Source organism: Pantoea sp. K16 (genome assembly GCF_048452805.1).
Lineage (GTDB): Bacteria > Pseudomonadota > Gammaproteobacteria > Enterobacterales > Enterobacteriaceae > Pantoea > Pantoea agglomerans.
In genome coordinates, this window is sequence record NZ_JBLWNV010000021.1 from 22,736 (window position 1) to 46,454 (window position 23,719).

Annotated in this window: 20 protein-coding genes; 13 read left to right on the forward strand and 7 right to left on the reverse strand. The window is 59.6% G+C overall.

The window, feature by feature from the left end; translation table 11 throughout:
* Position 1: 1 nt before the first annotated feature.
* From uca to urtE, 7 genes are all read left to right on the forward strand, one after another.
* Positions 2 to 3,619 carry an urea carboxylase gene (gene uca / locus ACK13D_RS21130; protein ID WP_418797017.1) on the forward strand — a complete coding sequence of 1,206 codons (3,618 nt, stop codon included), beginning with the start codon at positions 2 to 4 and terminating at the stop codon, positions 3,617 to 3,619.
* 9 nt (positions 3,620 to 3,628) lie between these two features.
* Positions 3,629 to 4,330 carry a GntR family transcriptional regulator gene (locus ACK13D_RS21135; RefSeq protein ID WP_124889679.1) on the forward strand — a complete coding sequence of 234 codons (702 nt, stop codon included), beginning with the start codon at positions 3,629 to 3,631 and terminating at the stop codon, positions 4,328 to 4,330.
* 28 nt (positions 4,331 to 4,358) lie between these two features.
* Positions 4,359 to 5,627 (forward strand): urea ABC transporter substrate-binding protein, encoded by a 1,269-nt coding sequence (urtA, locus tag ACK13D_RS21140; RefSeq protein ID WP_033756912.1) that lies wholly within the window; start codon positions 4,359 to 4,361, stop codon positions 5,625 to 5,627.
* A gap of 92 nt (positions 5,628 to 5,719) precedes the next feature.
* Entirely contained in the window at positions 5,720 to 7,285 is a 1,566-nt protein-coding gene (gene urtB / locus ACK13D_RS21145) for an urea ABC transporter permease subunit UrtB (RefSeq protein WP_418797018.1), read from the forward strand.
* A complete protein-coding gene (gene urtC, locus ACK13D_RS21150; protein WP_061901775.1) occupies positions 7,285 to 8,358 on the forward strand; it encodes an urea ABC transporter permease subunit UrtC in 1,074 nt (357 codons plus the stop codon). Before urtB ends, urtC begins: the two co-directional genes overlap by 1 nt.
* Positions 8,355 to 9,146 carry an urea ABC transporter ATP-binding protein UrtD gene (urtD, locus tag ACK13D_RS21155; protein WP_311978141.1) on the forward strand — a complete coding sequence of 264 codons (792 nt, stop codon included), beginning with the start codon at positions 8,355 to 8,357 and terminating at the stop codon, positions 9,144 to 9,146. The genes urtC and urtD overlap by 4 nt, the downstream gene beginning before the upstream one ends.
* Position 9,147: 1 nt before the next feature.
* A complete protein-coding gene (gene urtE, locus ACK13D_RS21160) occupies positions 9,148 to 9,846 on the forward strand; it encodes an urea ABC transporter ATP-binding subunit UrtE (RefSeq protein WP_010253632.1) in 699 nt (232 codons plus the stop codon).
* Between the two features lie 7 nt (positions 9,847 to 9,853).
* Here the strand turns inward: urtE and ACK13D_RS21165 are convergent, their stop codons facing one another.
* The 3 genes from ACK13D_RS21165 to rbsK are packed head-to-tail and all read right to left on the reverse strand — an operon-like array spanning position 9,854 to position 13,116.
* Positions 9,854 to 10,867, reverse strand: coding sequence for an aldose 1-epimerase family protein (locus ACK13D_RS21165; protein ID WP_418797019.1), 1,014 nt, complete (start codon positions 10,865 to 10,867; stop codon positions 9,854 to 9,856).
* Positions 10,864 to 12,189 (reverse strand): L-fucose:H+ symporter permease, encoded by a 1,326-nt coding sequence (gene fucP / locus ACK13D_RS21170; protein ID WP_061703614.1) that lies wholly within the window; start codon positions 12,187 to 12,189, stop codon positions 10,864 to 10,866. Before fucP ends, ACK13D_RS21165 begins: the two co-directional genes overlap by 4 nt.
* Before the next feature lie 9 nt (positions 12,190 to 12,198).
* Positions 12,199 to 13,116 carry a ribokinase gene (rbsK, locus tag ACK13D_RS21175; RefSeq protein WP_418797020.1) on the reverse strand — a complete coding sequence of 306 codons (918 nt, stop codon included), beginning with the start codon at positions 13,114 to 13,116 and terminating at the stop codon, positions 12,199 to 12,201.
* 392 nt (positions 13,117 to 13,508) lie between these two features.
* Between rbsK and deoR the strand changes: the two genes are divergently transcribed.
* The 4 genes from deoR (at position 13,509) to ACK13D_RS21195 (ending at position 16,976) form a co-directional block, all read left to right on the forward strand.
* On the forward strand, positions 13,509 to 14,273 hold the full coding sequence (gene deoR, locus ACK13D_RS21180) for a DNA-binding transcriptional repressor DeoR (protein WP_010253621.1): 765 nt from the start codon (positions 13,509 to 13,511) through the stop codon (positions 14,271 to 14,273).
* A gap of 191 nt (positions 14,274 to 14,464) precedes the next feature.
* On the forward strand, positions 14,465 to 16,132 hold the full coding sequence (gene ettA, locus ACK13D_RS21185) for an energy-dependent translational throttle protein EttA (RefSeq protein ID WP_010253620.1): 1,668 nt from the start codon (positions 14,465 to 14,467) through the stop codon (positions 16,130 to 16,132).
* A 64-nt stretch (positions 16,133 to 16,196) separates the two neighbouring features.
* Positions 16,197 to 16,361, forward strand: a complete 165-nt coding sequence (locus ACK13D_RS21190; protein WP_109652447.1) for a YhfG family protein — start codon at positions 16,197 to 16,199, stop codon at positions 16,359 to 16,361.
* 12 nt (positions 16,362 to 16,373) lie between these two features.
* Positions 16,374 to 16,976 (forward strand): putative adenosine monophosphate-protein transferase Fic, encoded by a 603-nt coding sequence (locus ACK13D_RS21195; protein ID WP_158149574.1) that lies wholly within the window; start codon positions 16,374 to 16,376, stop codon positions 16,974 to 16,976.
* Here the strand turns inward: ACK13D_RS21195 and ACK13D_RS21200 are convergent.
* Entirely contained in the window at positions 16,957 to 17,853 is an 897-nt protein-coding gene (locus ACK13D_RS21200; RefSeq protein WP_010253616.1) for a LysR family transcriptional regulator, read from the reverse strand. The two genes, ACK13D_RS21195 and ACK13D_RS21200, sit on opposite strands and share 20 nt — an antisense overlap.
* A 204-nt stretch (positions 17,854 to 18,057) precedes the next feature.
* Here ACK13D_RS21200 and ACK13D_RS21205 point away from each other — a divergent pair, with 204 nt between their 5' ends.
* Positions 18,058 to 19,059, forward strand: coding sequence for a zinc-binding alcohol dehydrogenase family protein (locus ACK13D_RS21205; RefSeq protein WP_022625370.1), 1,002 nt, complete (start codon positions 18,058 to 18,060; stop codon positions 19,057 to 19,059).
* A 45-nt stretch (positions 19,060 to 19,104) separates the two neighbouring features.
* Here the strand turns inward: ACK13D_RS21205 and nadR are convergent, their stop codons facing one another.
* The 3 genes from nadR to serB form a co-directional block, all read right to left on the reverse strand.
* Positions 19,105 to 20,346: a multifunctional transcriptional regulator/nicotinamide-nucleotide adenylyltransferase/ribosylnicotinamide kinase NadR gene (gene nadR / locus ACK13D_RS21210; protein ID WP_010253612.1), complete on the reverse strand. Its 1,242-nt coding sequence runs from the start codon at positions 20,344 to 20,346 to the stop codon at positions 19,105 to 19,107.
* Between the two features lie 75 nt (positions 20,347 to 20,421).
* The gene (gene radA / locus ACK13D_RS21215; protein WP_010253610.1) at positions 20,422 to 21,804 is read right to left on the reverse strand and encodes a DNA repair protein RadA; all 1,383 of its coding nucleotides are present in this window, start codon (positions 21,802 to 21,804) and stop codon (positions 20,422 to 20,424) included.
* Positions 21,805 to 21,817: 13 nt separating this feature from the next.
* Positions 21,818 to 22,795: a phosphoserine phosphatase gene (serB, locus tag ACK13D_RS21220; protein ID WP_010253608.1), complete on the reverse strand. Its 978-nt coding sequence runs from the start codon at positions 22,793 to 22,795 to the stop codon at positions 21,818 to 21,820.
* A 107-nt stretch (positions 22,796 to 22,902) separates the two neighbouring features.
* Between serB and ACK13D_RS21225 the strand changes: the two genes are divergently transcribed.
* On the forward strand, positions 22,903 to 23,553 hold the full coding sequence (locus tag ACK13D_RS21225) for a YtjB family periplasmic protein (RefSeq protein WP_010253606.1): 651 nt from the start codon (positions 22,903 to 22,905) through the stop codon (positions 23,551 to 23,553).
* Positions 23,554 to 23,719: the final 166 nt, after the last annotated feature.

Below are 23,719 nucleotides of genomic sequence, written 5' to 3' on the forward strand. Positions count from 1 at the left end.
CATGTTCACCACCGTACTGATTGCCAACCGCGGCGAAATCGCCTGCCGCGCCATTCGGACGCTGAAGCGCCTTGGCGTCAAAAGTGTCGCGGTCTATTCAGATACTGACCGCAACGCGCAGCACGTTAAGCAGGCGGATATCGCTATCGCGCTGGGCGGCGATAAAGCCAGCGACAGCTATCTGCGCATCGACAAAATTCTGGCGGCAGCTCAGCAGAGCGGCGCGCAGGCTATCTGGCCGGGCTACGGTTTTCTTTCAGAAAGCCAGCCGTTTGCCGAAGCCTGTGAAGCGGCGGGGATCGCCTTTGTCGGCCCCACCGCGCAGCAGATTGGTGAGTTCGGCCTTAAGCACCGTGCCCGTGAGCTGGCAGCCAGTGCGGGTGTACCAATGACGCCCGGCACACCGCTGCTTGCGTCGCTGGAGGAGGCGATACAGGCGGCCGATAAGATCGGCTATCCGGTGATGCTGAAAAGCACGGCGGGCGGCGGCGGCATTGGCCTGACGCGCTGCGCCGACGCCGGTGCGCTCGCCAGCGCCTGGGAGAGCGTACGCCGTCTTGGCGAGCAATTCTTCAGTGATGCGGGCGTGTTTCTGGAGCGCTGCATCGATCGCGCCCGCCACGTAGAAGTGCAGATTTTTGGTGACGGTAACGGCACTGTGGTCGCACTGGGTGAACGCGACTGCTCACTGCAGCGCCGCAATCAGAAGGTGGTGGAAGAGACGCCCGCGCCCGGTCTGTCTCCGGCGACGCGTGACGCCCTGCTCGCCTCGGCGGTGCGGCTCGGCGAGCGGGTGAACTACCGCAGCGCAGGCACCGTGGAGTATATCTACGACGTCGACCAGCAGGCCTTTTACTTTCTGGAAGTGAACACCCGCCTGCAGGTGGAGCATCCGGTCACTGAGTGCGTCACCGGACTCGATCTGGTGGAGTGCATGTTGCAGGTGGCGGCGGGCGATGCGGTTGACTGGTCACGTCTGCAGCAGGCGCCGCAGGGCGCCGCCATTGAAGTGCGGCTCTATGCGGAAGATCCACTCAAGAACTTTCAGCCCAGCCCCGGCCTGCTAACCGGCGTAACTTTCCCTGACGGCGTGCGGGTCGACAGCGGCATCGAAACCGGCAGCGAGGTCTCCAGCTTCTACGATCCGATGATCGCCAAACTGATCGTGCATGCCGACACCCGCGATGCGGCGCTGGAAAAACTTCACCATGCGCTGGATGCCACTCAGCTGCACGGCATCGCCACCAACCTCGACTATCTGCGCCAGATTACCGCCAGCGACGCGTTTCGCAGCGGCAACGTCTGGACGCGCTACCTCGACAGCGTGGTGCCTGCCTCCTCCGTGGTGGAAGTGCTGCAACCCGGCACCTTCAGTTCGGTTCAGGACTATCCAGGCCGCCTCGGCTACTGGGATATCGGCGTGCCGCCTTCCGGCCCGATGGATGACTTCGCTTTCCGGCTGGCTAACCGCATCGTCGGTAATCATGACGCGGCGGCGGGGCTGGAATTTACCCTGCAGGGGCCGACGCTGCGTTTCCACTGTGATGCCATCGTGGCGCTGACCGGTGCTGACTGCGACGCCACGCTGGAGGGCGAACCGGTCAGCACCTGGCAGCCGCTGGCGGTGAAAGCGGGAGAGACTCTGGTGCTGGGACGCGCCCGGACGGGCTGCCGCAGCTATCTGGCCGTACGTAACGGCTTCGACGTGCCGGAGTATCTGGGCAGCCGCAGCACCTTTTCGCTGGGCCAGTTTGGCGGTCACGCCGGACGCACCCTGCGGGTTGCCGATATGCTGGCGATCTCCCAGCCTGAGCGGGCAGCCTGCACCACGCCTGCCCCGGTCAGCGATCCGCAGCCGCTCGATGCGGCGCTGATTCCGCACTACGGCAGCGAGTGGCGCATCGGCGTGCTCTACGGCCCGCACGGCGCACCGGACTTCTTCACCCAGGCCGCCATCGATGCGTTCTTCGCCAGTGACTGGCAGGTGCACTACAACTCCAACCGCCTCGGCGTGCGGCTGGTCGGCCCGAAACCGACCTGGACCCGCGCCAACGGCGGCGAAGCGGGCCTGCATCCCTCCAACGTTCACGACTGTGAATATGCCATTGGCGCGGTCAATTTCACCGGCGACTTCCCGGTGATCCTGACGCACGACGGCCCGAGCCTCGGCGGCTTTGTCTGTCCGGTGACCATCGCCAAAGCCGAGCTGTGGAAAGTGGGCCAGGTTAAACCTGGCGACACCATCCGCTTCCACCCCATCACCGCAGACGATGCGCTGGCGCGGGAAAAAGCGCAGATGCATCTGATTGAGACATTGCGCCCTGAGCATCCGCCCACGTTTGCCGTGCCGTCACTGGCCGAAACCGCCCACGGCTCCGCCACGATTCTGGCCGCTCTGGAGGCCACGACCAGCACGCCGAAAGTGGTCTATCGCCAGGCGGGCGACAAATATGTGCTGATTGAGTATGGCGACAATGTACTGGATCTGGCGCTGCGTCTGCGTGTCCATCTGCTGATGAATGCGCTGACGGCGCAGGCGGAGCCTGGCGTAGAGGAGCTGTCGCCTGGCGTGCGTTCGCTGCAGGTGCGCTACGACAGCCGCATCATTCACCAGTCCGGGCTGATGTCGCTGCTGCTGGCGCTGGAAGCGACGCTGGGCGACGTCAGCACGCTGAAAGTGCCCTCCCGCGTGGTGTGGATGCCGATGGCATTTGAAGACAGCGCCACGCTGGGCGCCGTCAGCCGCTATCAGGAGACGGTGCGCGCCAGCGCCCCCTGGCTGCCCAACAACGTGGACTTTATCCAGCGGATTAACGGCTTAAGCAGCCGCGATGAGGTGCGCGATACCCTGTTCAACGCCAGCTATCTGGTGCTGGGGCTGGGCGACGTCTACCTTGGCGCGCCCTGTGCCGTTCCGATCGATCCACGCCATCGCCTGCTGAGTTCCAAATACAGTCCGGCGCGCACCTTCACCGCCGAAGGTACCGTAGGGATCGGCGGCATGTACATGTGCATCTACGGCATGGATTCGCCCGGTGGCTATCAGCTGGTGGGCCGCACGCTGCCCATCTGGAACACCTTCCTGAAAAATCCGCAGTTCGCTACCGATGCGCCGTGGCTGCTGCGCTTCTTCGATCAGGTGCGCTTCTATCCGGTGAGTGAAACCGAACTGACCCAGCTGCGCGAAGATTTCCGCGAAGGCCGCGCCAGCCTTCGTATTGAAGAGACGCAGTTTGATTTTGCCGCCCACCAGCAGTTCCTCGCCGACCACGCCGCTGAAATTGCAGCGTTCCGCCAGCGCCAGGCCGCCGCCTTTGAACAGGAAGTGCAGCTATGGGCGCAGGAAGAGCAGAACGCGCCGCCGGAGGATGAAACGCGCGCCAGCGTCAGCGAAGAGGAGGAAAACGGGCTACCGGTGCAGGCGGATCTCAATGGCAACATCTGGAAAGTGCTGGTGCAGCCGGGCGACGAGGTCAGCGCCGGGCAGACGCTGATTATCGTGGAGGCGATGAAGATGGAGCTGGCGATTATCGCCCCGCAGGCCGGTCGTGTGACGCGGATTGCCTGCCAGGCGGGCCGTCCGGTCAGTCCTGGCGATAACCTGCTGTGGCTGGAATAAGGAGCGGTAATGACAACGCAACCCCACTCCCCTAAAGCCCGCCCGGAAGCGCTGGCGGAACGGGTTTATCAGGCGCTGAAGGACGATATCTTCGCCTTTCGCCTGATGCCCGGCGATCGCTTCAGCGAAAGCGAAATCGCCGGACGGATGGCGGTCAGCCGCACCCCGGTCCGTCAGGCGCTGTTCCGGCTGGAACGCGAAGGCTTTGTCGACGTCTGGTTTCGCAGCGGCTGGCAGATTAAGAACTTCGATTTCGCCTGGTTCGAATCGCTGTATGACCTGCGCACCGTGCTGGAGTGCGAGGCGGTCAAACGCCTCTGCGCCCTGCCCGCGCCGCAGTGTGCCGCGCTGTTAAACGAACTGAACCAGTTCTGGTGCGAGGCAGAGCCGCTTACAGAGGGCCTGGTGGTATCGCAGCATGACGAGGCATTTCACATGACGCTGGTGGCGGCAGCGGGTAACCCGGAGATGGCACGCATTCACGCCGAACTCACCGAGAAGATCCGCATTATCCGTCGGCTCGACTTCACTCGCGACGATCGCATCTGTGCCACTTATGAGGAACATGCACAGATTTTACAGGCGATTTTTCAGCAGCAGACCGCCGGGGCGCAACGCATCCTGACCGATCACATCGCCGTGAGTAAGGCGGAGGTCAGAAAGATCACGCTGCACCGTCTTCAGCAGGCCCGGCTCCAGCTCACCGAATAACACAACAACTACTCAGGGGTTTCAGATGATGAAAAGACGTTCGTTGATCAAGGCTTTCGCCCTCTCCGCCACCGTTGTCAGCATGGGGTTCGCCTGGAGTGTGCAGGCGGCTGACACCATCAAAGTGGGGATCATGCATTCGCTCTCCGGCACCATGGCGATTTCGGAAACGCCGCTGAAGGATGTGGCGCTGATGACCATTGATGAGATCAACGCCAAAGGGGGCGTGCTGGGGAAAAAGCTGGAGCCGGTGGTGGTCGATCCCGCCTCTAACTGGCCGCTGTTTGCCGAGAAGGCGCGGCAGCTGCTGACTCAGGATAAGGCGGCGGTGGTGTTTGGCTGCTGGACCTCGGTGTCGCGCAAATCGGTGCTGCCGGTGTTTGAAGAGCTGAACGGCCTGCTGTTCTACCCTGTGCAGTATGAAGGGGAAGAGATGTCACCCAACGTCTTCTATACCGGCGCTGCGCCTAACCAGCAGGCGATTCCGGCCGTGGAGTATCTGATGAGCGAAGATGGCGGCAGCGCGAAACGCTTCTTCCTGCTTGGCACCGACTATGTCTATCCGCGTACTACCAACAAGATCCTGCGCGCCTTCCTGCACAGCAAAGGCGTGGCGGATAAAGATATCGAAGAGGTCTACACGCCGTTTGGTTACAGCGACTACCAGACCATTGTCTCCAACATCAAAAAGTTTGCGGCTGGCGGCAAAACGGCCGTGGTTTCCACGATCAACGGCGACTCCAACGTGCCGTTCTATAAAGAGCTGGCGAACCAGGGGATTAAAGCCACTGACATTCCGGTGGTCGCCTTCTCGGTGGGCGAAGAGGAGCTGCGCGGCATCGACACCAAACCGCTGGTGGGTCAGTTAGCCGCCTGGAACTATTTCGAGTCTATCGATAATCCGACCAACGCGAAGTTTGTCGCCGACTACCGCGCATATGCCAAAGCACATAACCTGCCGAACGCCGCCACCGTCGTCACCAACGACCCGATGGAAGCGACCTATGTTGGCATTCATATGTGGGCGCAGGCGGTGGAAAAAGCGGGCACCACGGATGTGGACAAAGTGCGGGCGGCGATGGCCGGTCAGACCTTTAAAGCGCCGGATGGCTTTACCCTGACCATGGATCAGACCAACCATCATCTGCATAAGCCGGTCATGATTGGCGAAGTGGAAGAGAACGGCCAGTTCAGCGTGGTGTGGCAGACCGATCAGCCGGTACGCGCGCAGCCGTGGAGCCCGTACATTGCCGGTAACGACAAAAAACCCGATCACCCGGTGAAGACCGCGCAGTAATCGCGGGTTGCTGATAGATACGCAGCGTCACCCGCTGTGAAGCGGCAGCACGGCACCCCGCCGTGCTGCCCTCCCCTGACGAGGCTCCTTTTATGAATCTATGTCGCTGCTTTTTCAGCCTGCTGCTGCTGATGCCGCTGTTGGCCAGTGCCGGACCGGCGGCTGACTTTGCCGCCGCCAGCCGCAGTCAGCAGGCCACGCTGCTGCAGCAGTGGGCCGCCGCACCGGACAGCCATCGCCTGCCGCTGCTGGAAGCGCTGCATGCCGAAACGGTGGTCATCGACCAGAATAAACAGCCGTTCAGCCAGCAGGGATCCACGCTGCAGCCGCTGGATGCGGTGGCGCAGCCCACGGGAAACCTGAAAAAGCTGTTTATGAACAATCGCCTGCGCGTGCTGGTTAACAACGCGCTGGCCGCCCACCAGCTGGTGAGCAGCGATACGGCCCTGCGTCTGCGCGCAGCGCAGCAGCTGCAAAGTGAGGGCGTTGCCGACCAGCTGCTGCTGCTGGAGCAGCGTTTTGCCGCCGAGCAGGACAGCTGGGTCCATGCCGCACTGGCGCTGGCGCTGGCGAACCTGCAACTGGCAGATGGCGAGCCGATGGTGCGTCTGCGGGCGGTGAAACTGCTGGGTGAGTCCAGCGATCCCAATACGCAGGCCAGCCTGCAACGCCTGACTCAGCCCGCGAATGAACCGGACGCCACGGTACGGGCCGCCGCGGCGGAAAGTCTGCAACAGATTCAGAAACGGCTGATGTGGGGCGATCTGCTGGGGCAGGCTTTTAGCGGCCTGTCGCTGGGTTCCATACTGCTGCTGGCCGCGCTGGGTCTGGCGATCACCTATGGCCTGCTCGGGGTGATCAACATGGCGCACGGTGAAATGCTGATGCTCGGTGCTTACGCCACCTGGTGGGTACAGAGCCTGTTTCAGCAGTTTGCGCCGCACTATTTAGCCTGGTATCCGCTGCTGGCGCTGCCGGTCGCCTTTCTGGTTACCGCCGCCATCGGCATGGCGCTGGAACGCACGGTGATCCGCCATCTCTATGGCCGTCCGCTGGAGACGCTGCTCGCCACCTGGGGGATCAGCCTGATGCTGATCCAGCTGGTACGGGTGCTGTTCGGGGCGCAAAACCTGGAGGTGGCGAATCCGGCGTGGCTCTCCGGCGGCTTGCAGTTGCTGCCCAATCTGGTGCTGCCGTGGAACCGCATCGCGGTGATCCTGTTTGTGGTGTTTGTGCTGGCGCTCACCTGGCTGCTGCTGAACCGGACCCGCCTTGGCATGAACGTGCGCGCCGTGACCCAGAACCGCGCCATGGCGGATTGCTGCGGCGTGCCGACCGGCCGCGTCGATATGCTGGCGTTTGGACTCGGCTCGGGCATTGCCGGGCTGGGTGGCGTGGCGCTGTCGCAGCTCGGTAACGTCGGACCGGAGCTGGGCCAGGGCTACATTATCGACTCGTTCCTGGTGGTGGTGCTGGGTGGCGTCGGTCAGCTGGCGGGCACCGTGGTTGCCGCGTTCAGCCTGGGCATTCTCAACAAAGTGCTGGAGCCGCAGATTGGCGCCGTGCTGGGCAAGATCCTGATTCTGGTGATTATCGTGCTGTTTATTCAGAAACGTCCGCAGGGGCTGTTTGCGGTAAAAGGAAGGGTGACTGACTGATGACGCAACCCATCACGCTTCGCGTGGCGCGCACCGCGCCGCGCCTGACCATCAGCATTGGCCTGGCGATTACCGTGGTGCTCCTGGTGATGCCGTTTCTGGCCCTGCTGCCCGCTACGCATCCGCTGGCGATCTCCACCTATACCCTGACGCTGGTCGGCAAAATCCTCTGCTACGCGGTGGTCGCGGTGGCGCTGGATCTGGTGTGGGGCTACGCCGGACTGCTGTCGCTGGGCCACGGCCTCTTTTTCGCCCTGGGTGGATACGCCATGGGCATGTATCTGATGCGCCAGGCCGCAGGCGAGGGTTTACCCGCCTTTATGTCCTTTCTCTCCTGGCGTGAACTGCCCTGGTTCTGGACCGGCACCGACTATTTCGTCTGGGCGCTCTGCCTGAGCATGCTGGTGCCGGGCCTGCTGGCGCTGATTTTTGGCTTCTTCGCCTTTCGCTCGAAGATTAAAGGCGTCTACTTCTCCATCATGACCCAGGCGCTGACCTACGCCGGGATGCTGCTGTTCTTCCGCAACGAAACCGGTTTTGGCGGCAACAATGGCTTTACCGGCTTTACCACCCTGCTCGGCTTTTCGGTGACGGCAACCCCCACCCGTATCGGGCTGTTTATCGCCACGGTGCTGCTGCTGCTGCTGAGCCTGGCGATCGGCTTCGCCCTGGCGCGCAGCAAATTTGGCCGGGTGCTGACTGCGGTGCGGGATGCGGAGAACCGCCTGATGTTCTGTGGTTACGACCCGCGCGGTTTCAAGCTGTTTGTCTGGACGCTCTCCGCCGTGCTGTGCGGCCTGGCCGGGGCGCTCTATGTGCCGCAGGTCGGCATTATCAATCCGGGTGAGATGTCACCGGCCAACTCGATTGAAGCGGCAATCTGGGTGGCGCTGGGCGGACGCGGCACGCTGATAGGCCCGCTGCTGGGCGCGGCGATTGTGAACGGCGCACGCAGCTTCTTCACCGTCGCCTTTCCCGAATACTGGCTCTTTTTCCTGGGGCTGATGTTTATCCTGGTCACGCTGTTTCTGCCGCACGGCGTGATTGGCCTGCTGCGCCGGAGGAAAAAATGAGTGATGTCCTGTTTACCCAAACTCAGCTGGCGGATCGCCATCGGGTGCAGCGCGATCCGGTGCTACAACTGGAGAAGATCAGCGTGTCGTTTGAAGGCTTCCGGGCGCTGACCGATCTTTCGCTGCAGATCGGCGTCGGGGAACTGCGCTGCGTGATCGGCCCCAACGGTGCGGGCAAAACCACGCTGATGGATGTGATCACCGGCAAAACCCGGCCCGATGCCGGCCGGGTGATCTACGACCAGGACAGCGATCTGACCCGTCTCTCGCCGGTGGAGATCGCCCGCGCCGGGATCGGCCGCAAGTTCCAGAAGCCCACGGTGTTTGAGGCGTTAACCGTGTTCGAAAATCTGGAGATTGCGCTTAAAGCCGATAAATCGGTCTGGGCCAGCCTGTGCGCCCGCCTCAGCGGCGAACAGCGTGACCGCATTGATGAGGTGCTGAAACTGCTGCGGCTGGGCGGCGAACGCCAGCGTCGCGCGGGCCTGCTGTCGCATGGCCAGAAGCAGTTTCTGGAGATCGGCATGCTGCTGGTGCAGGAGCCGCATCTGCTGCTGCTGGATGAACCGGCCGCGGGTATGACCGATGCCGAAACGGACTACACCGCCGAGCTGTTCCGCAGCCTGGCGGGCAAGCATTCGCTGATGGTGGTGGAGCATGACATGGGCTTTGTCGAAACCATTGCCGACCACGTGACGGTGCTGCATCAGGGTCAGGTACTGGCCGAGGGTTCGCTGCGCGACGTGCAGGCCAACGAGCAGGTTATCGACGTTTATCTGGGGCGCTGAAATGTTACAGGTTACTGAACTGAATCAATATTATGGCGGCAGTCATATTCTGCGCGGCCTGTCGTTTGAGGTAAAGATTGGCGAAATCACCTGTCTGCTGGGGCGCAATGGTGTGGGGAAGACCACGCTGCTGAAATGCCTGATGGGGCTGATCCCGGCGAAGTCGGGCGAGATTCACTGGCAGCAGCAGCGCATGAATGGCCGCAAGCCGCACCAGCGGGTGCAGGCTGGCATCGCCTGGGTGCCCCAGGGGCGGGAAATCTTTCCGCGTCTGACGGTGGAAGAGAATCTTCTGATGGGCCTGTCACGCTTTCCGGCTGCGCAGGCGCGTGAAGTGCCGGAGGAGATCTACCAGCTCTTTCCGGTGCTGCTGGCGATGAAGTCACGCCGGGGCGGCGACCTCTCTGGCGGTCAGCAGCAGCAGCTGGCGATTGGCCGGGCGCTGGCCTGTCGGCCCCAGCTGTTGATCCTTGATGAGCCGACCGAAGGGATCCAGCCTTCGGTGATCAAAGAGATCGGCGCGGTGATCCGCCAGCTGGCGCAACGGGGAGATATGGCGATCCTGCTGGTGGAGCAGTTTTATGACTTCGCGGCGGAGCTGGCGGACAGCTATCTGGTGATGTCGCGCGGAGAAATTGTGCAGCGTGGCCGCGGTGACACCATGGAAGCAGAGGGTGTGCGCGGCCTGGTGGCGATTTGAACCCGGCTCAGAGTAAGCCGGTCTCGACAGAAAAGTGGCGCTGTTCACCGTGCGCCAGGGTGATCAGCGTGCCAGCCTGCTGCGCGGCAAGAGAGCCCTCTGGCCGGCAGGTGGCGGGCAGAATATAGGCCGCCACCTGCTGATCGTGGTTGTGCAGCAGCCAGCGAGTGGCGTGCGGGAACTGTGCGGTAGAGAAGCGCGTCATCAGCGCATAGCCCTGCGGCGCATGCAACTCAAACTGCACCTCATCGCCATACTGCGGCAGATCGTCCGCGAAGAAGACGATCTCCGGATCGCAGAGCTGCGGCTGATCGAGCTGCTGTAAAGCCTGCGGATCGCGCGCCAGCCGATCGGTGTAATCCCGCCAGGCGGGCGTTGGTCGCAGATGCGCCGGGATCGAGCGACGCAGCTGGAATGCCTGTTCGGGGATCGACTGCCGGAAGCGGCCCTGATCGATCCATGCGCTGTTGAGGTGACACATATACTGCAGCGGCATCGGCGCGCCAGCCAGATTAGTGACTGTCATTTCAATCGTCAGCCGGGACTGATCGGCCGGAATGCGGACGGCGGGTGCGGCCAGGTAGTGATGGCCGAAGCCTTTGACATATTCACACTCCCCTTCCAGCGACAGCGTCTGATCCTCCAGCACCAGCCAGGCGCTGTCCATGCGGGCGCAGGCCATCTCACCGTGCAGCGGATGATCGTCCTCTGGTGAGGGACAGCCGTTGGCCAGCAGTCCCGAATGAAACGCGAAACAGCCATAGGTGTCGATGATCGAATTTGCGGGCAGTGGCTGCTTAAAGCTGTGGCCCATGGTCAGGTTATGATCGTCGAACTCTGCGTCCCAGATCATCTGCCCGAGAAACGGCAGCACGGTCACGCTGCCGCGTCGGTTATGAATGCGCACCGCCTCAATGCCCGCCGGATAACGAAACAGCTCAACCCGGAAATCATCGCTCTCCAGCAGCACCCAGGGTGTGGTGTGAAACTGTTCACGCGCTAAGGGTAAACGGGTTTTCATGGTAACTCCTCCGCCAGACGACCGGTCGCAACCGGCTGTTTTTTATGGCGCAGTTCGCCATAGAAGTAGAATCCGACCCAGGCGAAACAGAGCAGCGAGACGCCAAATGCCAGCTGCATAGAACCCAGTGAGTCCGAAACCAGGCCCTGCAGCGCCGGGACAAAGGCCGCACCGACAATCGCCATCACGATAAACGCGCCCGCGACTTCGGTGTATTTGTTATCGACCGTCGCCAGCGTTCCCGCGTAGATCGTCGCCCAGCAGGGACCAAACAGCACGCTGACAAAAACGGCGGCGTAGACGGCGGTAAAGTTCGGCACCAGCATCACATAAGCCAGCGTCAGCACGCCCAGCACCGAATAGGCAATCAGCACCTTCTCTGCGCGGAAACGGGTCATCAGGAAGTTCGCCACGAACTTGCCGATAAAGAAGCAGATGAAGCTGTAGATCATAAAGTTTGAGGCGTGACGTTCATTAGTCGCCCCCAGCGTTAGCGCCAGACGAATGGTAAACGACCAGACGGCCACCTGCATGCCGACATAGAGGAACTGAGTCACAATTCCGCGTTTAAAGTGTCGGTTGCCAGCCAGATAGCGGAAAGTCTCGCCCAGCGAGGGGCGCGACCTCTCGCTGCTTTCGGGTTTACAGCGCGGATAGCGGGTGAACATAAACAGCAGCATCACCACCACCAGCACCATCACCAGATATTTGTAGGGCTCCAGCGTGTGTTCCAGCATCGTCAGGCGGAACGCATGCGCCTGCTCTGCCGTCATGGTCGCCATCTGACTCTCCAGGCTGTCGCCCTCCTGGAACACCAGATATTTACCCAGCACGATCCCCATCAGCGCACCGATCGGATAGAAGGTCTGGCTGACGTTGAGGCGGAGCGTGGCGTGATCACGATGGCCAATCATCGAGCTGTAGGTGTTGGCGGCGGTTTCCAGGAAACTCAGGCCGATGGCGATGGCAAATATCGCCGCCAGGAACATGGTGTAGGTCGCCATGTGCGAGGCGGGATAGAAGGCGATACAGCCGGCAATGTAGAGCGCCAGGCCGATCATGATCGCCATCTTGTAACTGGTCTTGCGGATCACCAGCGACGCGGGGATCGCAATCAGAAAATAGCCGCCATAAAAGGCACTCTGCACCAGCGCACTGGCAAAGTCGCTCAGGGCAAATACGCTTTTAAACTGGGTGATCAGGATATCGTTAAGACTCGCCGCACAGCCCCAGAGCGGAAAGAGGCACGACAGCAGAATGAACTGGAACAGCGGCGTTTTATTCAGATAGCCATCAGATTGCTGAACAATTTTCTGTTGCATGGCAGAACCTCAGTTACGGTTGAGAAAGCGCTGGAAACTCTCTGCGTCGGGATAGGCGCGCTGGGTGCCGCGCCCGGTGACGCTGCAGGCGGCATAGGCAGACGCCTGGGTCATGGCGGCTGCCACATCGCCGGTTTCCACCAGCAGATACGCAAAGCAGCCGATAAAGGCATCGCCCGCGCCGCTGGTGTCTACCGCCTGAACCGGTGTGGCATCCACGCGATGGATCTCGTCGCCGCTCATCCAGACCGATCCCCGGCTGCCCAGGGTGATGATCAGATTTTTAAGGCCGCGTTTCAGCAGCGACTGTCCGGCGAGGATCACCTCTTCATCGCTGCTGACCGGCAGGCCGGTGAGGATCTCCAGCTCGGTTTCGTTGGGCATAAAGAAGTCGCATTTGCAGGCGTAATCAATATCAAGCGTGGCGACGGCCGGCGCCGGATTAAGGATCACTGTGATCTGATGCTGGCGGGCAAAATCGATGGCGTAATAGACCGTCTCCAGCGGGATCTCCAGCTGCAGGATGATCAGCTGGCAGGCTTTCAGCGCCTCTGCCGCGTCGTCGATATCGGCCGGTTTCAGCTGCTGGTTAGCACCTTTGATAATCAGAATCCGGTTCTGCGACTGGTCATCGACAAAAATCGGTGCCACGCCGCTGGAGGTGCCTGGTGCGGTGGTGACGAAGCGCATGTCCACGCCCTGCTGCTGAAGATTTGCAACGGTGTTCGGAGCAAAGAGATCGTCACCGACCTTGCTGACCATCATCACGTTGCCGCCCATTTTTGCCGCCGCGACCGCCTGGTTGGCCCCTTTACCGCCGCAGCCAATGGCAAAGTCGGGCGCTTCAAGGGTTTCGCCCGCTTTCGGCAGGCTGTTGGTATAGGTAATCAGATCGACCATGTTTGAGCCGATGACCGCAATTGTCATGACCTTTTCTCCCGGATGTTTTTTAAACTTAAAATGTTATTAAAGTAACAATAACAATTCTTAAAGGTTAAATATGTGACAAAAACCACATCCTGACACGGTGGTGATGGGCGAACAACGGCATGCAATGGGATTTTCAGTGTTATTATTATAACAATCTAACATCATTGAACGCGGATGGTGAAAGCCACAACCGCCCGCGGTGATGTGCCGATATCACCACGCGCTGACAGCACGGCGGAGGTTTGCGGCCCTCACGGAATGCGGGTAAGATTGACTGCCAGCCTGGCGGATGAGACGCAACTCATTCAAATCTGTGAGGTTTGTAGCGTATTGACGTCGATCCCGGCGTCTTTCCTCCGCACTGCAGGATAGGGAACAGAGAGATGACCATGGAAACCCGGCGCGACGAACGCATTCACAAGCTGACGCAGGCGCTGAAACGCACCGACAAACTGCATCTGAAAGATGCGGCCCAGCTGCTCGGCGTCTCAGAGATGACGGTTCGCCGCGATTTAACCGAGCCGGGCTCCAGCGTGGTCCTGCTGGGCGGCTATATCGTCAGCGATCCGAAAAGTCATGCCAGCCACTATTTTGTCAGCGATCAGCATGGCCAGAATGCCGCCAGAAAGCAGCGACTGGCACAGGCGGCCGCCAGCCTGATCAACGAGAACGATACGGTCTTTTTTGACTGCGGCACCACCCTGCCCTACATCGTGGATGCGATTCCCGACACTCTGTCGTTTACCGCCATCTGCTGCGCCATGAATACCTTTCTGACCCTGAAAGAGAAACCGGCCTGTAACGTGATTCTCAGCGGCGGTGAATTTCATGCCGACAACGCGCTGTTTACGCCGATTGGCGTGCATACCATCCTTGACGATCTCTGCCCGACGCTGGCCTTTATCTCTGCGGCGGGCATCGACAAAGATCAGGGCGCGACCTGCTACAACACCAATGAGCTGATGATGAAACATCACGCCATGCTGCGCGCCCGAAAGTCGGTGCTGGTGGCTGACAGCAGTAAATATGGCAAGGTGCTGCCTGCCCGCATCGCCGAGCTGCAGCGCTTTGATCTGCTGGTGAGTGACAGCGCGCCCGATCAGGCGTTGCAAAACTGGCTGGCCCAGCAGGCGATCCCGCTGCGCCTGCCCTGACGCCTCTTTCTGACATCCTCTCCTGACCCTGTCAGCGATTGAGCGTGGAAATCAGTCAGTTATGCCTGGCATCGCCCGGCATCGGCTCCGCCACGCTAATATTCGCCGCCCCCCGGCTGGGATTAAACGGTGAAAAAGGCTAAACTTCGACATCATTCAAACGACCAACAGACCCAGAGGCTCAAACCAACGTGGCTCAATTCGTCTATAGCATGCATCGCGTCGGCAAAGTGGTTCCGCCGAAGCGACATATCCTGAAAAACATCTCGCTCAGCTTCTTCCCTGGCGCAAAAATTGGCGTACTCGGCCTGAACGGCGCGGGTAAATCTACCCTGCTGCGCATCATGGCCGGCATCGATAAAGATATCGAAGGGGAAGCGCGTCCGCAGCCAGGCCTCAAGATTGGCTACCTGCCGCAGGAACCGCAGCTTAACCTTGAACACACCGTGCGTGAGTCGGTAGAAGAAGCGCTGTCAGAAGTCGTTGGCGCACTGAAGCGTCTCGACGAAGTCTATGCGCTCTATGCTGAAGAAGGTGCAGACTTCGACAAACTGGCCGCTGAACAGGGCCGTCTGGAAGAGATCATCCAGGCTCACGATGGTCACAACCTGAATACCCAGCTGGAACGTGCTGCCGATGCGCTGCGCCTGCCTGACTGGGACGCGAAAATCGCCACCCTTTCCGGTGGTGAACGTCGTCGCGTCGCCCTCTGCCGCCTGCTGCTGGAAAAACCAGACATGCTGCTGCTGGACGAACCAACGAACCACCTGGACGCCGAATCTGTCGCCTGGCTGGAGCGCTTCCTGCACGACTTCGAAGGCACCGTCGTCGCGATTACGCATGACCGTTACTTCCTGGATAACGTTGCAGGCTGGATTCTGGAACTTGACCGCGGTGAAGGGATTCCGTGGGAAGGTAACTACTCCTCCTGGCTGGAGCAGAAAGATGCGCGTCTGGCGCAGGAAGCCTCCTCTGAAGCCGCTCGTCGCAAGTCGATTGAGAAAGAGCTGGAGTGGGTACGCAAAGGGCCAAAAGGCCAGCAGTCTAAAGGCAAAGCCCGTCTGGCACGCTTTGAAGAGCTGAACAACACCGATTACCAGAAACGTAACGAAACCAACGAACTGTTCATTCCGCCAGGTGCCCGTCTGGGTGACAAAGTGCTGGAAGTCAGCAATCTGCGTAAGTCTTATGGCGACCGTGTGCTGATTGACGATCTCTCGTTCTCGGTACCGAAAGGCGCGATTGTCGGGATTATCGGTCCAAACGGCGCGGGTAAATCAACGCTGTTCCGCATGATGTCTGGTCAGGAACAACCTGATTCTGGCGAGATTGTACTGGGTGAAACCGTCAAGCTGGCCTCTGTGGATCAGTTCCGCGACAGCATGGATAACGCCAAAACCGTGTGGGAAGAAGTTTCCGGCGGTCAGGACATCATGCGCATCGGTAACACCGAGATGCCAAGCCGCGCCTATGTCGGCCGCTTTAACTTTAAAGGCGTCGATCAGGGCAAACGCGTAGGCGAACTGTCGGGTGGTGAGCGTGGTCGTCTGCACCTCGCGAAGCTGCTGCAGGTTGGCGGCAACATGCTGCTGCTCGATGAGCCAACCAACGACCTGGACATTGAAACCCTGCGCGCGCTGGAAAACGCCCTGCTGGAGTTCCCGGGTTGTGCCATGGTGATCTCGCATGACCGCTGGTTCCTGGACCGTATCGCCACGCACATCCTGGATTATCAGGATGAGGGCAATATCGAATTCTTCGAAGGTAACTTTACCGAATATGAAGAGTACAAGAAGCGTACCCTCGGCGCCGAAGCGCTGGAGCCGAAGCGCATCAAGTACAAGCGTATGACGAAGTAACGATGTCAGGGGGAGGCTCAGGCCTCCTCCTGCTTTACCAGTGACGTTTTAAGGGCTGAATGCAATGAAGAAAAAAGCTGAGCGGCCAGTGGCTAAAAAAGCTGAAGCGATTTATGAAGCCACTAAAGTCGCAAACTTTGCCGCAAGTTCCCTGCTGGAGGGGATACGTATTTCAGCAGATGCTGAATTATCGACCCTGGAACAGGTTCGACGCCGCTATAAGCAGTAGCAGGAAGCCAACGTGAATCGTTATCTTGTCTGGCGAGATCACTACTGTTATCCCGATTCCGATGTGCTGATCAATCGCTATGATATTCGCGAACAAACCCTGCTGGATCAGGCTGAGCGTGCTGTTACCGCGCTGACCATTCACACCATTAAGCTCTCTCATCCTCCTTTTACCCTTCAGTCACTGTGTCACATTCATTACTGCCTGTTTAACGAGCTTTATAGCTGGGCGGGGCAGATACGTGATATCTCTATCAGCAAAGGAGAGACCCGCTTTTGCCAGCCCGCTTTTATTCTGCGTGAAGCGGAGAAATTATTTGCAAAACTGGCGTGCGAAAGATGGCTTGAGCAGACTGACCATGAAGCTTTTTGTCATCAGGTTGCCTGGTATTACTGCGAGTTCAATATCCTGCATCCCTTTCGGGAAGGAAACGGTCGGGCATTACGCATTCTGTTCGAGCATATCATTCTTCACGCAGGCTATCAGGTGAGCTGGGAAGGCGTGAGCCCCAGCGACTGGTTAGCGGCAAATATCGCAGGTTACCAGAGTGGCCCGGAAAAAATGGCGGCACTCTTCCTGCGCCACATTGTACCGGTCAGCGATAAAACTCCCTGAACACCGGTGACTGCAGCGCGAACTCAATAAATCGCGCCAGCGCAGGTGAATTCAGTTTACGGCCCGGATAGACCAGCCACAGCTCATTCCCCTCGATTTCCCATTCCGGCAATACCGGCACCAGCCGGGGATCCGCCATCGCCCCGTCGGTCAGAAAGTGCGGCAGCAGCGTAATGCCCGCATCGCCCAGCGCAGATTCGCGCGCATAGAGTAAATTATCCGTGAGATGGCCTGGCGGCAGCAGCCAGCGGTAGAACTCGTCATCGCGCTGCAACACCCATTCATTCCAGGCACGATGTGCTATACAGCGGTGGGCAGACAGCTGCTGTGGATGAACCAGCGGCGGATGCTGATCAAGATAGCGCTGTGATGCAACCAGCAGTCGCGGGCAGTTGCCTATCCGGCGGCCAATCAGCGAGGACTCCTGCGGCTGACCGGTGCGCAGCGCCACATCAAAGCCCTCCTGCACCAGATCACGCATCTCATCGGAGATCGAGACATCCAGCGTCACATCGGGATAGAGACGTAAAAACGCCGCGTTACAGCGCGCCAGCAGCGTGGCACCAATCCCCGCCGGGCTGGTGATGCGCAGACGCCCGCTGGGGTTTTCGCGCAGGCTGGCGATCGCCTGATCGGCGCGTTCACTGGCCTGCATCATCTCCTGGCAATGCAGCAGATAGCGCTCACCGGCAAAGGTCAGATTGAGCTGGCGGGTGGTGCGGTTCAGCAACCGAATTCCCAGCCGCTGCTCCAGCTGGCTGATGCGCTGACTGACGCTCGATTTTGGCAGCCCTGCGCGTTCTGCCGCGCCGGTAAAGCTGCCGCACTCCGCCACCAGCGCAAACAGTGCCATATCCTGCCACTGACGAAATGCCATTGTTCACCTCAGACGAACACTCTATGAAAAATTGTCCATCTTATCACTGCTAAAATCAGGTTCTACACTTAAAGCCTGTTCCGAATCATCAGCCAGTCTGCCACGGACAGCGTGGCACAGCCCCTGCGGAGTGTGAGCACTCTTCAGGGCCAGAATGGCAACCACCAGATCCAGGCTTCCAGCCTGACTAAACAGGAAAAATTTATGTCTATTCGCGCTATCGCAATTAATCCGGAAAGTCCTGAAAACTTCACTGAAATTTTCCCTGTCACCCCAGCGCCAGGGGAGTATGACCTGCGGGTCGAAGTCAAAGCCGCGTCGGTCAACCCGGTCGATACCAAGGTTCACAAAGGGGCGAAGAAGAACGGATTAGAGCAGCCACGCATCCTCGGCTGGGATGCCAGCGGTGTGGTGCTGGAAGTGGGCAGCAAAGTCAGCAACTTTAAGCCAGGCGATAAAGTTTTTTATGCGGGTGACCTGACCCGTCCTGGCAGTAACAGCACCGAGCAGCTGGTTGACTCACGCATCACCGGTCACAAGCCAGAGAGCCTGGACTGGGCGCAGTCGGCCGCGATCCCGCTGACGGCCCTGACCGCCTGGGAAGGACTGTTTGAGCGACTGAACCTGGAGTCAGCAACGGAAGATCAGACGCTGCTGATCGTGGGCGGCGCAGGCGGCGTCGGATCGCTGGCGATCCCGCTGGCGAAACTGCGCAGCAAGGTGAAGATCATTGCCACCGCTTCGCGTGAAGATTCCGCGCAGTGGTGCCGCGATCGTGGCGCCGATCTGGTGATCAACTACAAAGATATGATTGGAGAGCTGGAAAAACAGGGCATTAAGCAGGTCGATTATATCTTCTGCCTCAATGATACCGACGGTCACTGGGAAACCATGGCAAAGCTTATCGCCCCGCAGGGCCATATCTGCACCATCGTGGAAAACGAACATCCGCTGTCGATGGATCAGCTGAAGCTGAAGAGTGCCGCACTGCATTTCGAGCTGATGTACACCCGCAGCATGTTTAACACGCCGGATATGGCGCGTCAGGGTGAGATTCTGGATGCGGTTTCGGCGTTGCTGGATGAAGGTAAGCTGCAAACCACACTGAGCGAGACGCTGCACGGCTTAAGCGTTGAGACCTTAACCGCTGCCCATCAGCGCGTACTGGAAGGCCACATGCGCGGTAAAGTAGTGATGGTGTATTAATGCGCTGACCCGGCTGCCCTGCGGCAGACCGGGTTACAGCATGCGTTACGGCTGGGCGTTTTTCTCGCCCAGCATCGCTTTCACCAGTTCAATGCAGCGCAGGAACCGGGTGTCATAATCATCTTCCTGCACGTGCAGGAATTCGATGTTGTTTTCCCGCAGCATCGTCACCAGCATCGACTGAAATTCCCGGCGATCCACGGAACTGCCCAGGCTGCGCAAGCCATCGGCAACCCACGGCACGTTGTTCTCCAGCAGAATCACCAGATCAAAGCGATATTCATCGATCAGTGCCTGCACAAACGGATGTTCACGCCCCTCATACTTCAGACAAAACGCCTGCGTGGTCACAAAGTCGGTGTCGATAAAGGCCACTTTATTGGCATATTTAACCGCGAAATCGATGTACTGCGCCTGGCCCAGCGCGATCTTGTCGTAATCTGAATATTGCAGCGCCATTTCATCACCGCCCAGGTGGGAAAAGACATAGTCGCGGCCATATTCCCAGGCACTGGTGGTATTGAAGATGTTGGCGAGTTTATTCACCAGCGTCGATTTACCGCTCGACTCCCCGCCGAGGATCGCCACGGTGCGCACAAAGAAAGGTTTCACTTCGGTCGGGATGTAATCCCAGAAGCGGAACGGATCCTGACGGATCTGCGCGCCGCTGATGCTCATAAAGGATCGGCTGGGATCGACCAGTACGGTCTGAATGCCCAGATGCTGCTGATACATCTCCGCATCGGGCGCTTCGCTGGTGTAGATGCAGTCCGGCGCAATACCGTGCTCGCTGAGAAACGCGCTGACGCCCTTACTCCAGACATCCCAGCCGTGTGGATAGGGCTCAATCCCCTCCTCATCAAAGGCGTGAATGCGGATATTTTTCTGATACTTAAAGGTCTGCAGCAGCCAGCGCAGGCGATCGCTGACCGTGGGCTGTTGTGACATCGCGCTGTTCTCAAACAGTTCGCGGTCACGTGGCTCGTCGTAGCCCATAATGATATGCAGCTCATCGACCTGGCTACAGGCGCGCTGAATCAGATAGATATGGCCGGTGTGCAGCGGATAGAATTTACCAAACACCACGCCGACCGTTTTATCGCGGCGCGGAAACTCCAGACCCAGAAAACGGTGCAGCGCCTCCAGCTTTTGCGCGCTGGGGCTTTTGATTTTGGCATTGAGCAACTGGCTCAGATAGCCTTTGGTCATGCCGCTGGCATCAGCGACCTGTTGCAGCGTGTGGCCCTGCTGGCGAATGGCCGTTTTCAGATAATCAAACGACGACATGTCGTGCCTCCTGCATCAATGCGGTTAAGGTGGGAGCGGCCTGCCAGCGGCTTTTCGCTGGCGGCCGCAGGCGCGTTACAGATCGTCCAGAATCGCCAGCGCATCGGCCAGCTTCTTCGCGCTGAAAACCTGCATCCCGGCAATCGGTTTTTTCGGTGCATTCCCTGCCGGCACAATGGCGCGTTTGAAGCCATGCTTCGCCGCTTCAGCGATGCGCTCCTGACCGCTGGGCACCGGACGGATTTCGCCCGCCAGTCCCACTTCGCCGAAGATCACCAGATCCTGCGGCAACGGACGATCGCGCAGGCTCGACACCATCGACAGCATCAGCGCCAGGTCTGCACTGGTTTCGGTGACTTTGACGCCGCCGACCACGTTAACGAACACATCCTGATCGGCCATCTGCAATCCGCCGTGCCGGTGCAGCACCGCCAGCAGAATCGCCAGACGGTTCTGCTCCAGACCCACTGCCACGCGGCGTGGATTGCCCATCATCGAGTGATCGACCAGCGCCTGAATCTCCACCAGCAGCGGTCGCGTTCCCTCCCACAGCACCATCACCGAACTGCCCGAGGTGATCTCTTCGCCGCGCGACAGGAAAATAGCTGACGGGTTGCTGACTTCACGCATGCCCTGCTCGGTCATGGCAAACACACCCAGTTCATTGACCGCGCCGAAGCGGTTTTTATGACTGCGCAGGGTGCGGAAGCGGGAATCGGCATCGCCATCCAGCAGCACTGAACAGTCGATACAGTGTTCCAGCACTTTCGGTCCGGCCAGGGAGCCATCTTTGGTAACGTGACCAACCATGATGATCGCCACGCCGCGCGTCTTGGCGAAGCGCGTCAGGTAAGCGGCGGTTTCACGCACCTGGGCGACGCTGCCCGGCGATGACTGGATCTCCGCCATGTGCATCACCTGGATCGAGTCGATCACCATCAGTTGCGGCTGCTCCTGTTCGGCGATCAGGCAGATCTGCTCAATGCTGGTTTCCGACAGCATATTCACATTTTCGGTAGGTAATCCCAGACGATGGGCGCGCATCGCCACCTGCTGCAGTGACTCTTCACCGGTGACATACAGGGTTTTCATCCCCTCTGACAACCGGCACATCACCTGCAGCAGCAGCGTGGATTTGCCTGCGCCGGGGCTGCCGCCAATCAGAATGGCGCTGCCCGGCACCACCCCGCCGCCCAGCACCCGGTCAAACTCTTTGAAGCTGGTCGAGAAGCGCGGTAACGCCTCCAGGCTGATTTCAGAGAGCTTCTGCACCCGGCTGGTGCCGGCGCTGCCGGCATAGCCACTCAGGCGCTCGTTACGCGCAGCCGCGGGCGAGGCGGCAATGCGCACCTCGGTGATGGTGTTCCAGGCGTGACAGGCGCTGCACTGCCCCTGCCAGCGTGGGTAATCTGCGCCACATTCGTTACAGACAAATGCGCGTTTTGCCGCTTTGGCCAAATCAATACCTCAGTTAACGCTCTTCGTGGATCAGGCTGCCGGTGAGGATGCAGAACACCCCCATTAAATCGGCATGGCGAATGGTGACCGCAGTCTGCTCATTCACCTTAGGTTTAGCATGGAACGCAATGCCCAGCGCTGAGGCTTTGATCATCAGCAGGTCATTGGCACCATCGCCGATCGCCACCGTCTGTTCCGGCGCGATGTCAAAACGCTGCGCCAGCTTCTTCAGGGTATCGGCTTTGTATTGTGCGTCGACAATCGGTCCCAGCACGTTGCCGGTCAGTTTGCCGTCGCGAATTTCGAGTTCATTAGCGACCACCGCCGACAGATGCAGCTTGTCGCGCAGGTATTCGGCGTAGTAGGTAAAGCCGCCAGACGCGATGGCAACCTGCCAGCCCAGCGCCTGCAGCTTCTGCGTCAGGGTGGTTAAGCCAGGCATCAGCGGCAGGGCATCACGCACCTGTTTCAGAATATTGGCGTCTGCCCCCTGCAGCGTGGCCACGCGCTGACGCAGGCTGGCGGTGAAGTCGAGTTCGCCGCGCATCGCACGTTCCGTGACTTCCGCCACCTGCTCGCCACAGCCCGCCAGTTTTGCAATCTCATCGATGCACTCGATCTGAATCGCGGTGGAGTCCATATCCATCACCAGCAGGCCTGGCGTTTTGAGATGCGGAATTCTGCCCAGCGGCGCGACATCCAGTCCGGCGTCGTGCGCCAGCTTGCTGGCAAACGGCGTCAGCGATCCCGCCAGGCGAATCACCTGATACTCATCGACGTTCCAGGCGCTGACGATCACCATGGCGGCACCCAACTGGTGCTGGTAATCGGTCAGCCGCTGCTTATCCAGCCCGCGACCATACAGCAGCCAGCCGGTACGGCCAGCGCGATAATCCAGCGGCATCACTTCATCACCGCTAAGAGAAAGGGGCAAACCCGGCCAGAGGGAGACATCGGCGGGAAGATCGCACCAGGTTAAACGATTTGGCATCAGAGCTCCTGTAGGGACAACAAAACCACGCAAGAGGCTACCTTGTCTGCGCCGCTTCTGGCAACATAATCTCCAGGCTTTCTGTTGTGATATGACCCGGATGATTAATGGCTAAAACCGCACTGAAATTTCGCTTACATCGTACCGTGATCGTTCTCATCTCGATGGCGCTGCTGGTCGTGCTGATGCAGGGCGCATCCTGGTTCAGCCTCGGCCATCAGGCGGCACGTTCTGAACAGGTCGAGGAGCTGGCGCATACGCTGACCAGCCAGGTGGCGTTCAGCCTTAAGCCGTTGATGGACAACAGTGAAAATAACCGGACTCAGATAGAAGCCATTCTTAATCAGATGACGGCTAACAGCCGTATTCTGGATGCATCGGTCTATGACGGCGACGGCAGCCTGGTGGCGCACAGCGGTGAAAACATCAATGTCCGCGATCGGCTGGCGCTCGACGGCCAGCGCGCAGGCAGCTATTTCAACCATCAGATTGTGCAGCCGCTGGCCGGAAACGAGGGTCCGCTGGGCTTTTTGCGCGTGACGCTGGATACCCACGTGCTGGTCACCGACTCGCATCAGGTCGATAACACCACCAATATTCTGCGTCTGATGATGCTGCTGGCGCTGGCTATCGGCATTATTCTCTCACGCACTCTGCTGCGCCACCGCCGCACCCGCTGGCAGCAGTCGCCGTTCCTGCTCACCGCCAGCACCCCGGTGAAAGAGGATCGGGATGAGGACGACGAGAAGAAAGAGTAACGCTCCGGCTGCGGTAAAGATAAAACAAAAAAGGCCCGCACAACGGTAATGCTGGTCAGTTAAGACTAGATTTGTAAAGGCTGTCACGGTCAGACGTGGCAGCTTTTTTTATGGGCGAGCGAGCCGCAGTGCGGGCCAGCGCACCTCTGCTGCTGCCGGGCCGTCC

What these genes read in the sequence shown, in the direction of transcription:
- ACK13D_RS21205 (WP_022625370.1), top strand. Translation starts at nt 18,058, where the DNA reads ATGTCTATTCGCGCTATCGCAATTAATCCGGAAAGTCCTGAAAACTTC.
- ACK13D_RS21135 (WP_124889679.1), top strand. Translation starts at nt 3,629, where the DNA reads ATGACAACGCAACCCCACTCCCCTAAAGCCCGCCCGGAAGCGCTGGCG.
- serB (WP_010253608.1), bottom strand. Translation starts at nt 22,795, where the DNA reads ATGCCAAATCGTTTAACCTGGTGCGATCTTCCCGCCGATGTCTCCCTC.
- uca (WP_418797017.1), top strand. Translation starts at nt 2, where the DNA reads ATGTTCACCACCGTACTGATTGCCAACCGCGGCGAAATCGCCTGCCGC.
- deoR (WP_010253621.1), top strand. Translation starts at nt 13,509, where the DNA reads ATGGAAACCCGGCGCGACGAACGCATTCACAAGCTGACGCAGGCGCTG.
- nadR (WP_010253612.1), bottom strand. Translation starts at nt 20,346, where the DNA reads ATGTCGTCGTTTGATTATCTGAAAACGGCCATTCGCCAGCAGGGCCAC.
- urtC (WP_061901775.1), top strand. Translation starts at nt 7,285, where the DNA reads ATGACGCAACCCATCACGCTTCGCGTGGCGCGCACCGCGCCGCGCCTG.
- urtA (WP_033756912.1), top strand. Translation starts at nt 4,359, where the DNA reads ATGAAAAGACGTTCGTTGATCAAGGCTTTCGCCCTCTCCGCCACCGTT.
- rbsK (WP_418797020.1), bottom strand. Translation starts at nt 13,116, where the DNA reads ATGACAATTGCGGTCATCGGCTCAAACATGGTCGATCTGATTACCTAT.
- urtE (WP_010253632.1), top strand. Translation starts at nt 9,148, where the DNA reads ATGTTACAGGTTACTGAACTGAATCAATATTATGGCGGCAGTCATATT.
- ACK13D_RS21225 (WP_010253606.1), top strand. Translation starts at nt 22,903, where the DNA reads ATGGCTAAAACCGCACTGAAATTTCGCTTACATCGTACCGTGATCGTT.
- fucP (WP_061703614.1), bottom strand. Translation starts at nt 12,189, where the DNA reads ATGCAACAGAAAATTGTTCAGCAATCTGATGGCTATCTGAATAAAACG.
- urtB (WP_418797018.1), top strand. Translation starts at nt 5,720, where the DNA reads ATGAATCTATGTCGCTGCTTTTTCAGCCTGCTGCTGCTGATGCCGCTG.
- ACK13D_RS21200 (WP_010253616.1), bottom strand. Translation starts at nt 17,853, where the DNA reads ATGGCATTTCGTCAGTGGCAGGATATGGCACTGTTTGCGCTGGTGGCG.
- urtD (WP_311978141.1), top strand. Translation starts at nt 8,355, where the DNA reads ATGAGTGATGTCCTGTTTACCCAAACTCAGCTGGCGGATCGCCATCGG.
- ACK13D_RS21165 (WP_418797019.1), bottom strand. Translation starts at nt 10,867, where the DNA reads ATGAAAACCCGTTTACCCTTAGCGCGTGAACAGTTTCACACCACACCC.
- ACK13D_RS21190 (WP_109652447.1), top strand. Translation starts at nt 16,197, where the DNA reads ATGAAGAAAAAAGCTGAGCGGCCAGTGGCTAAAAAAGCTGAAGCGATT.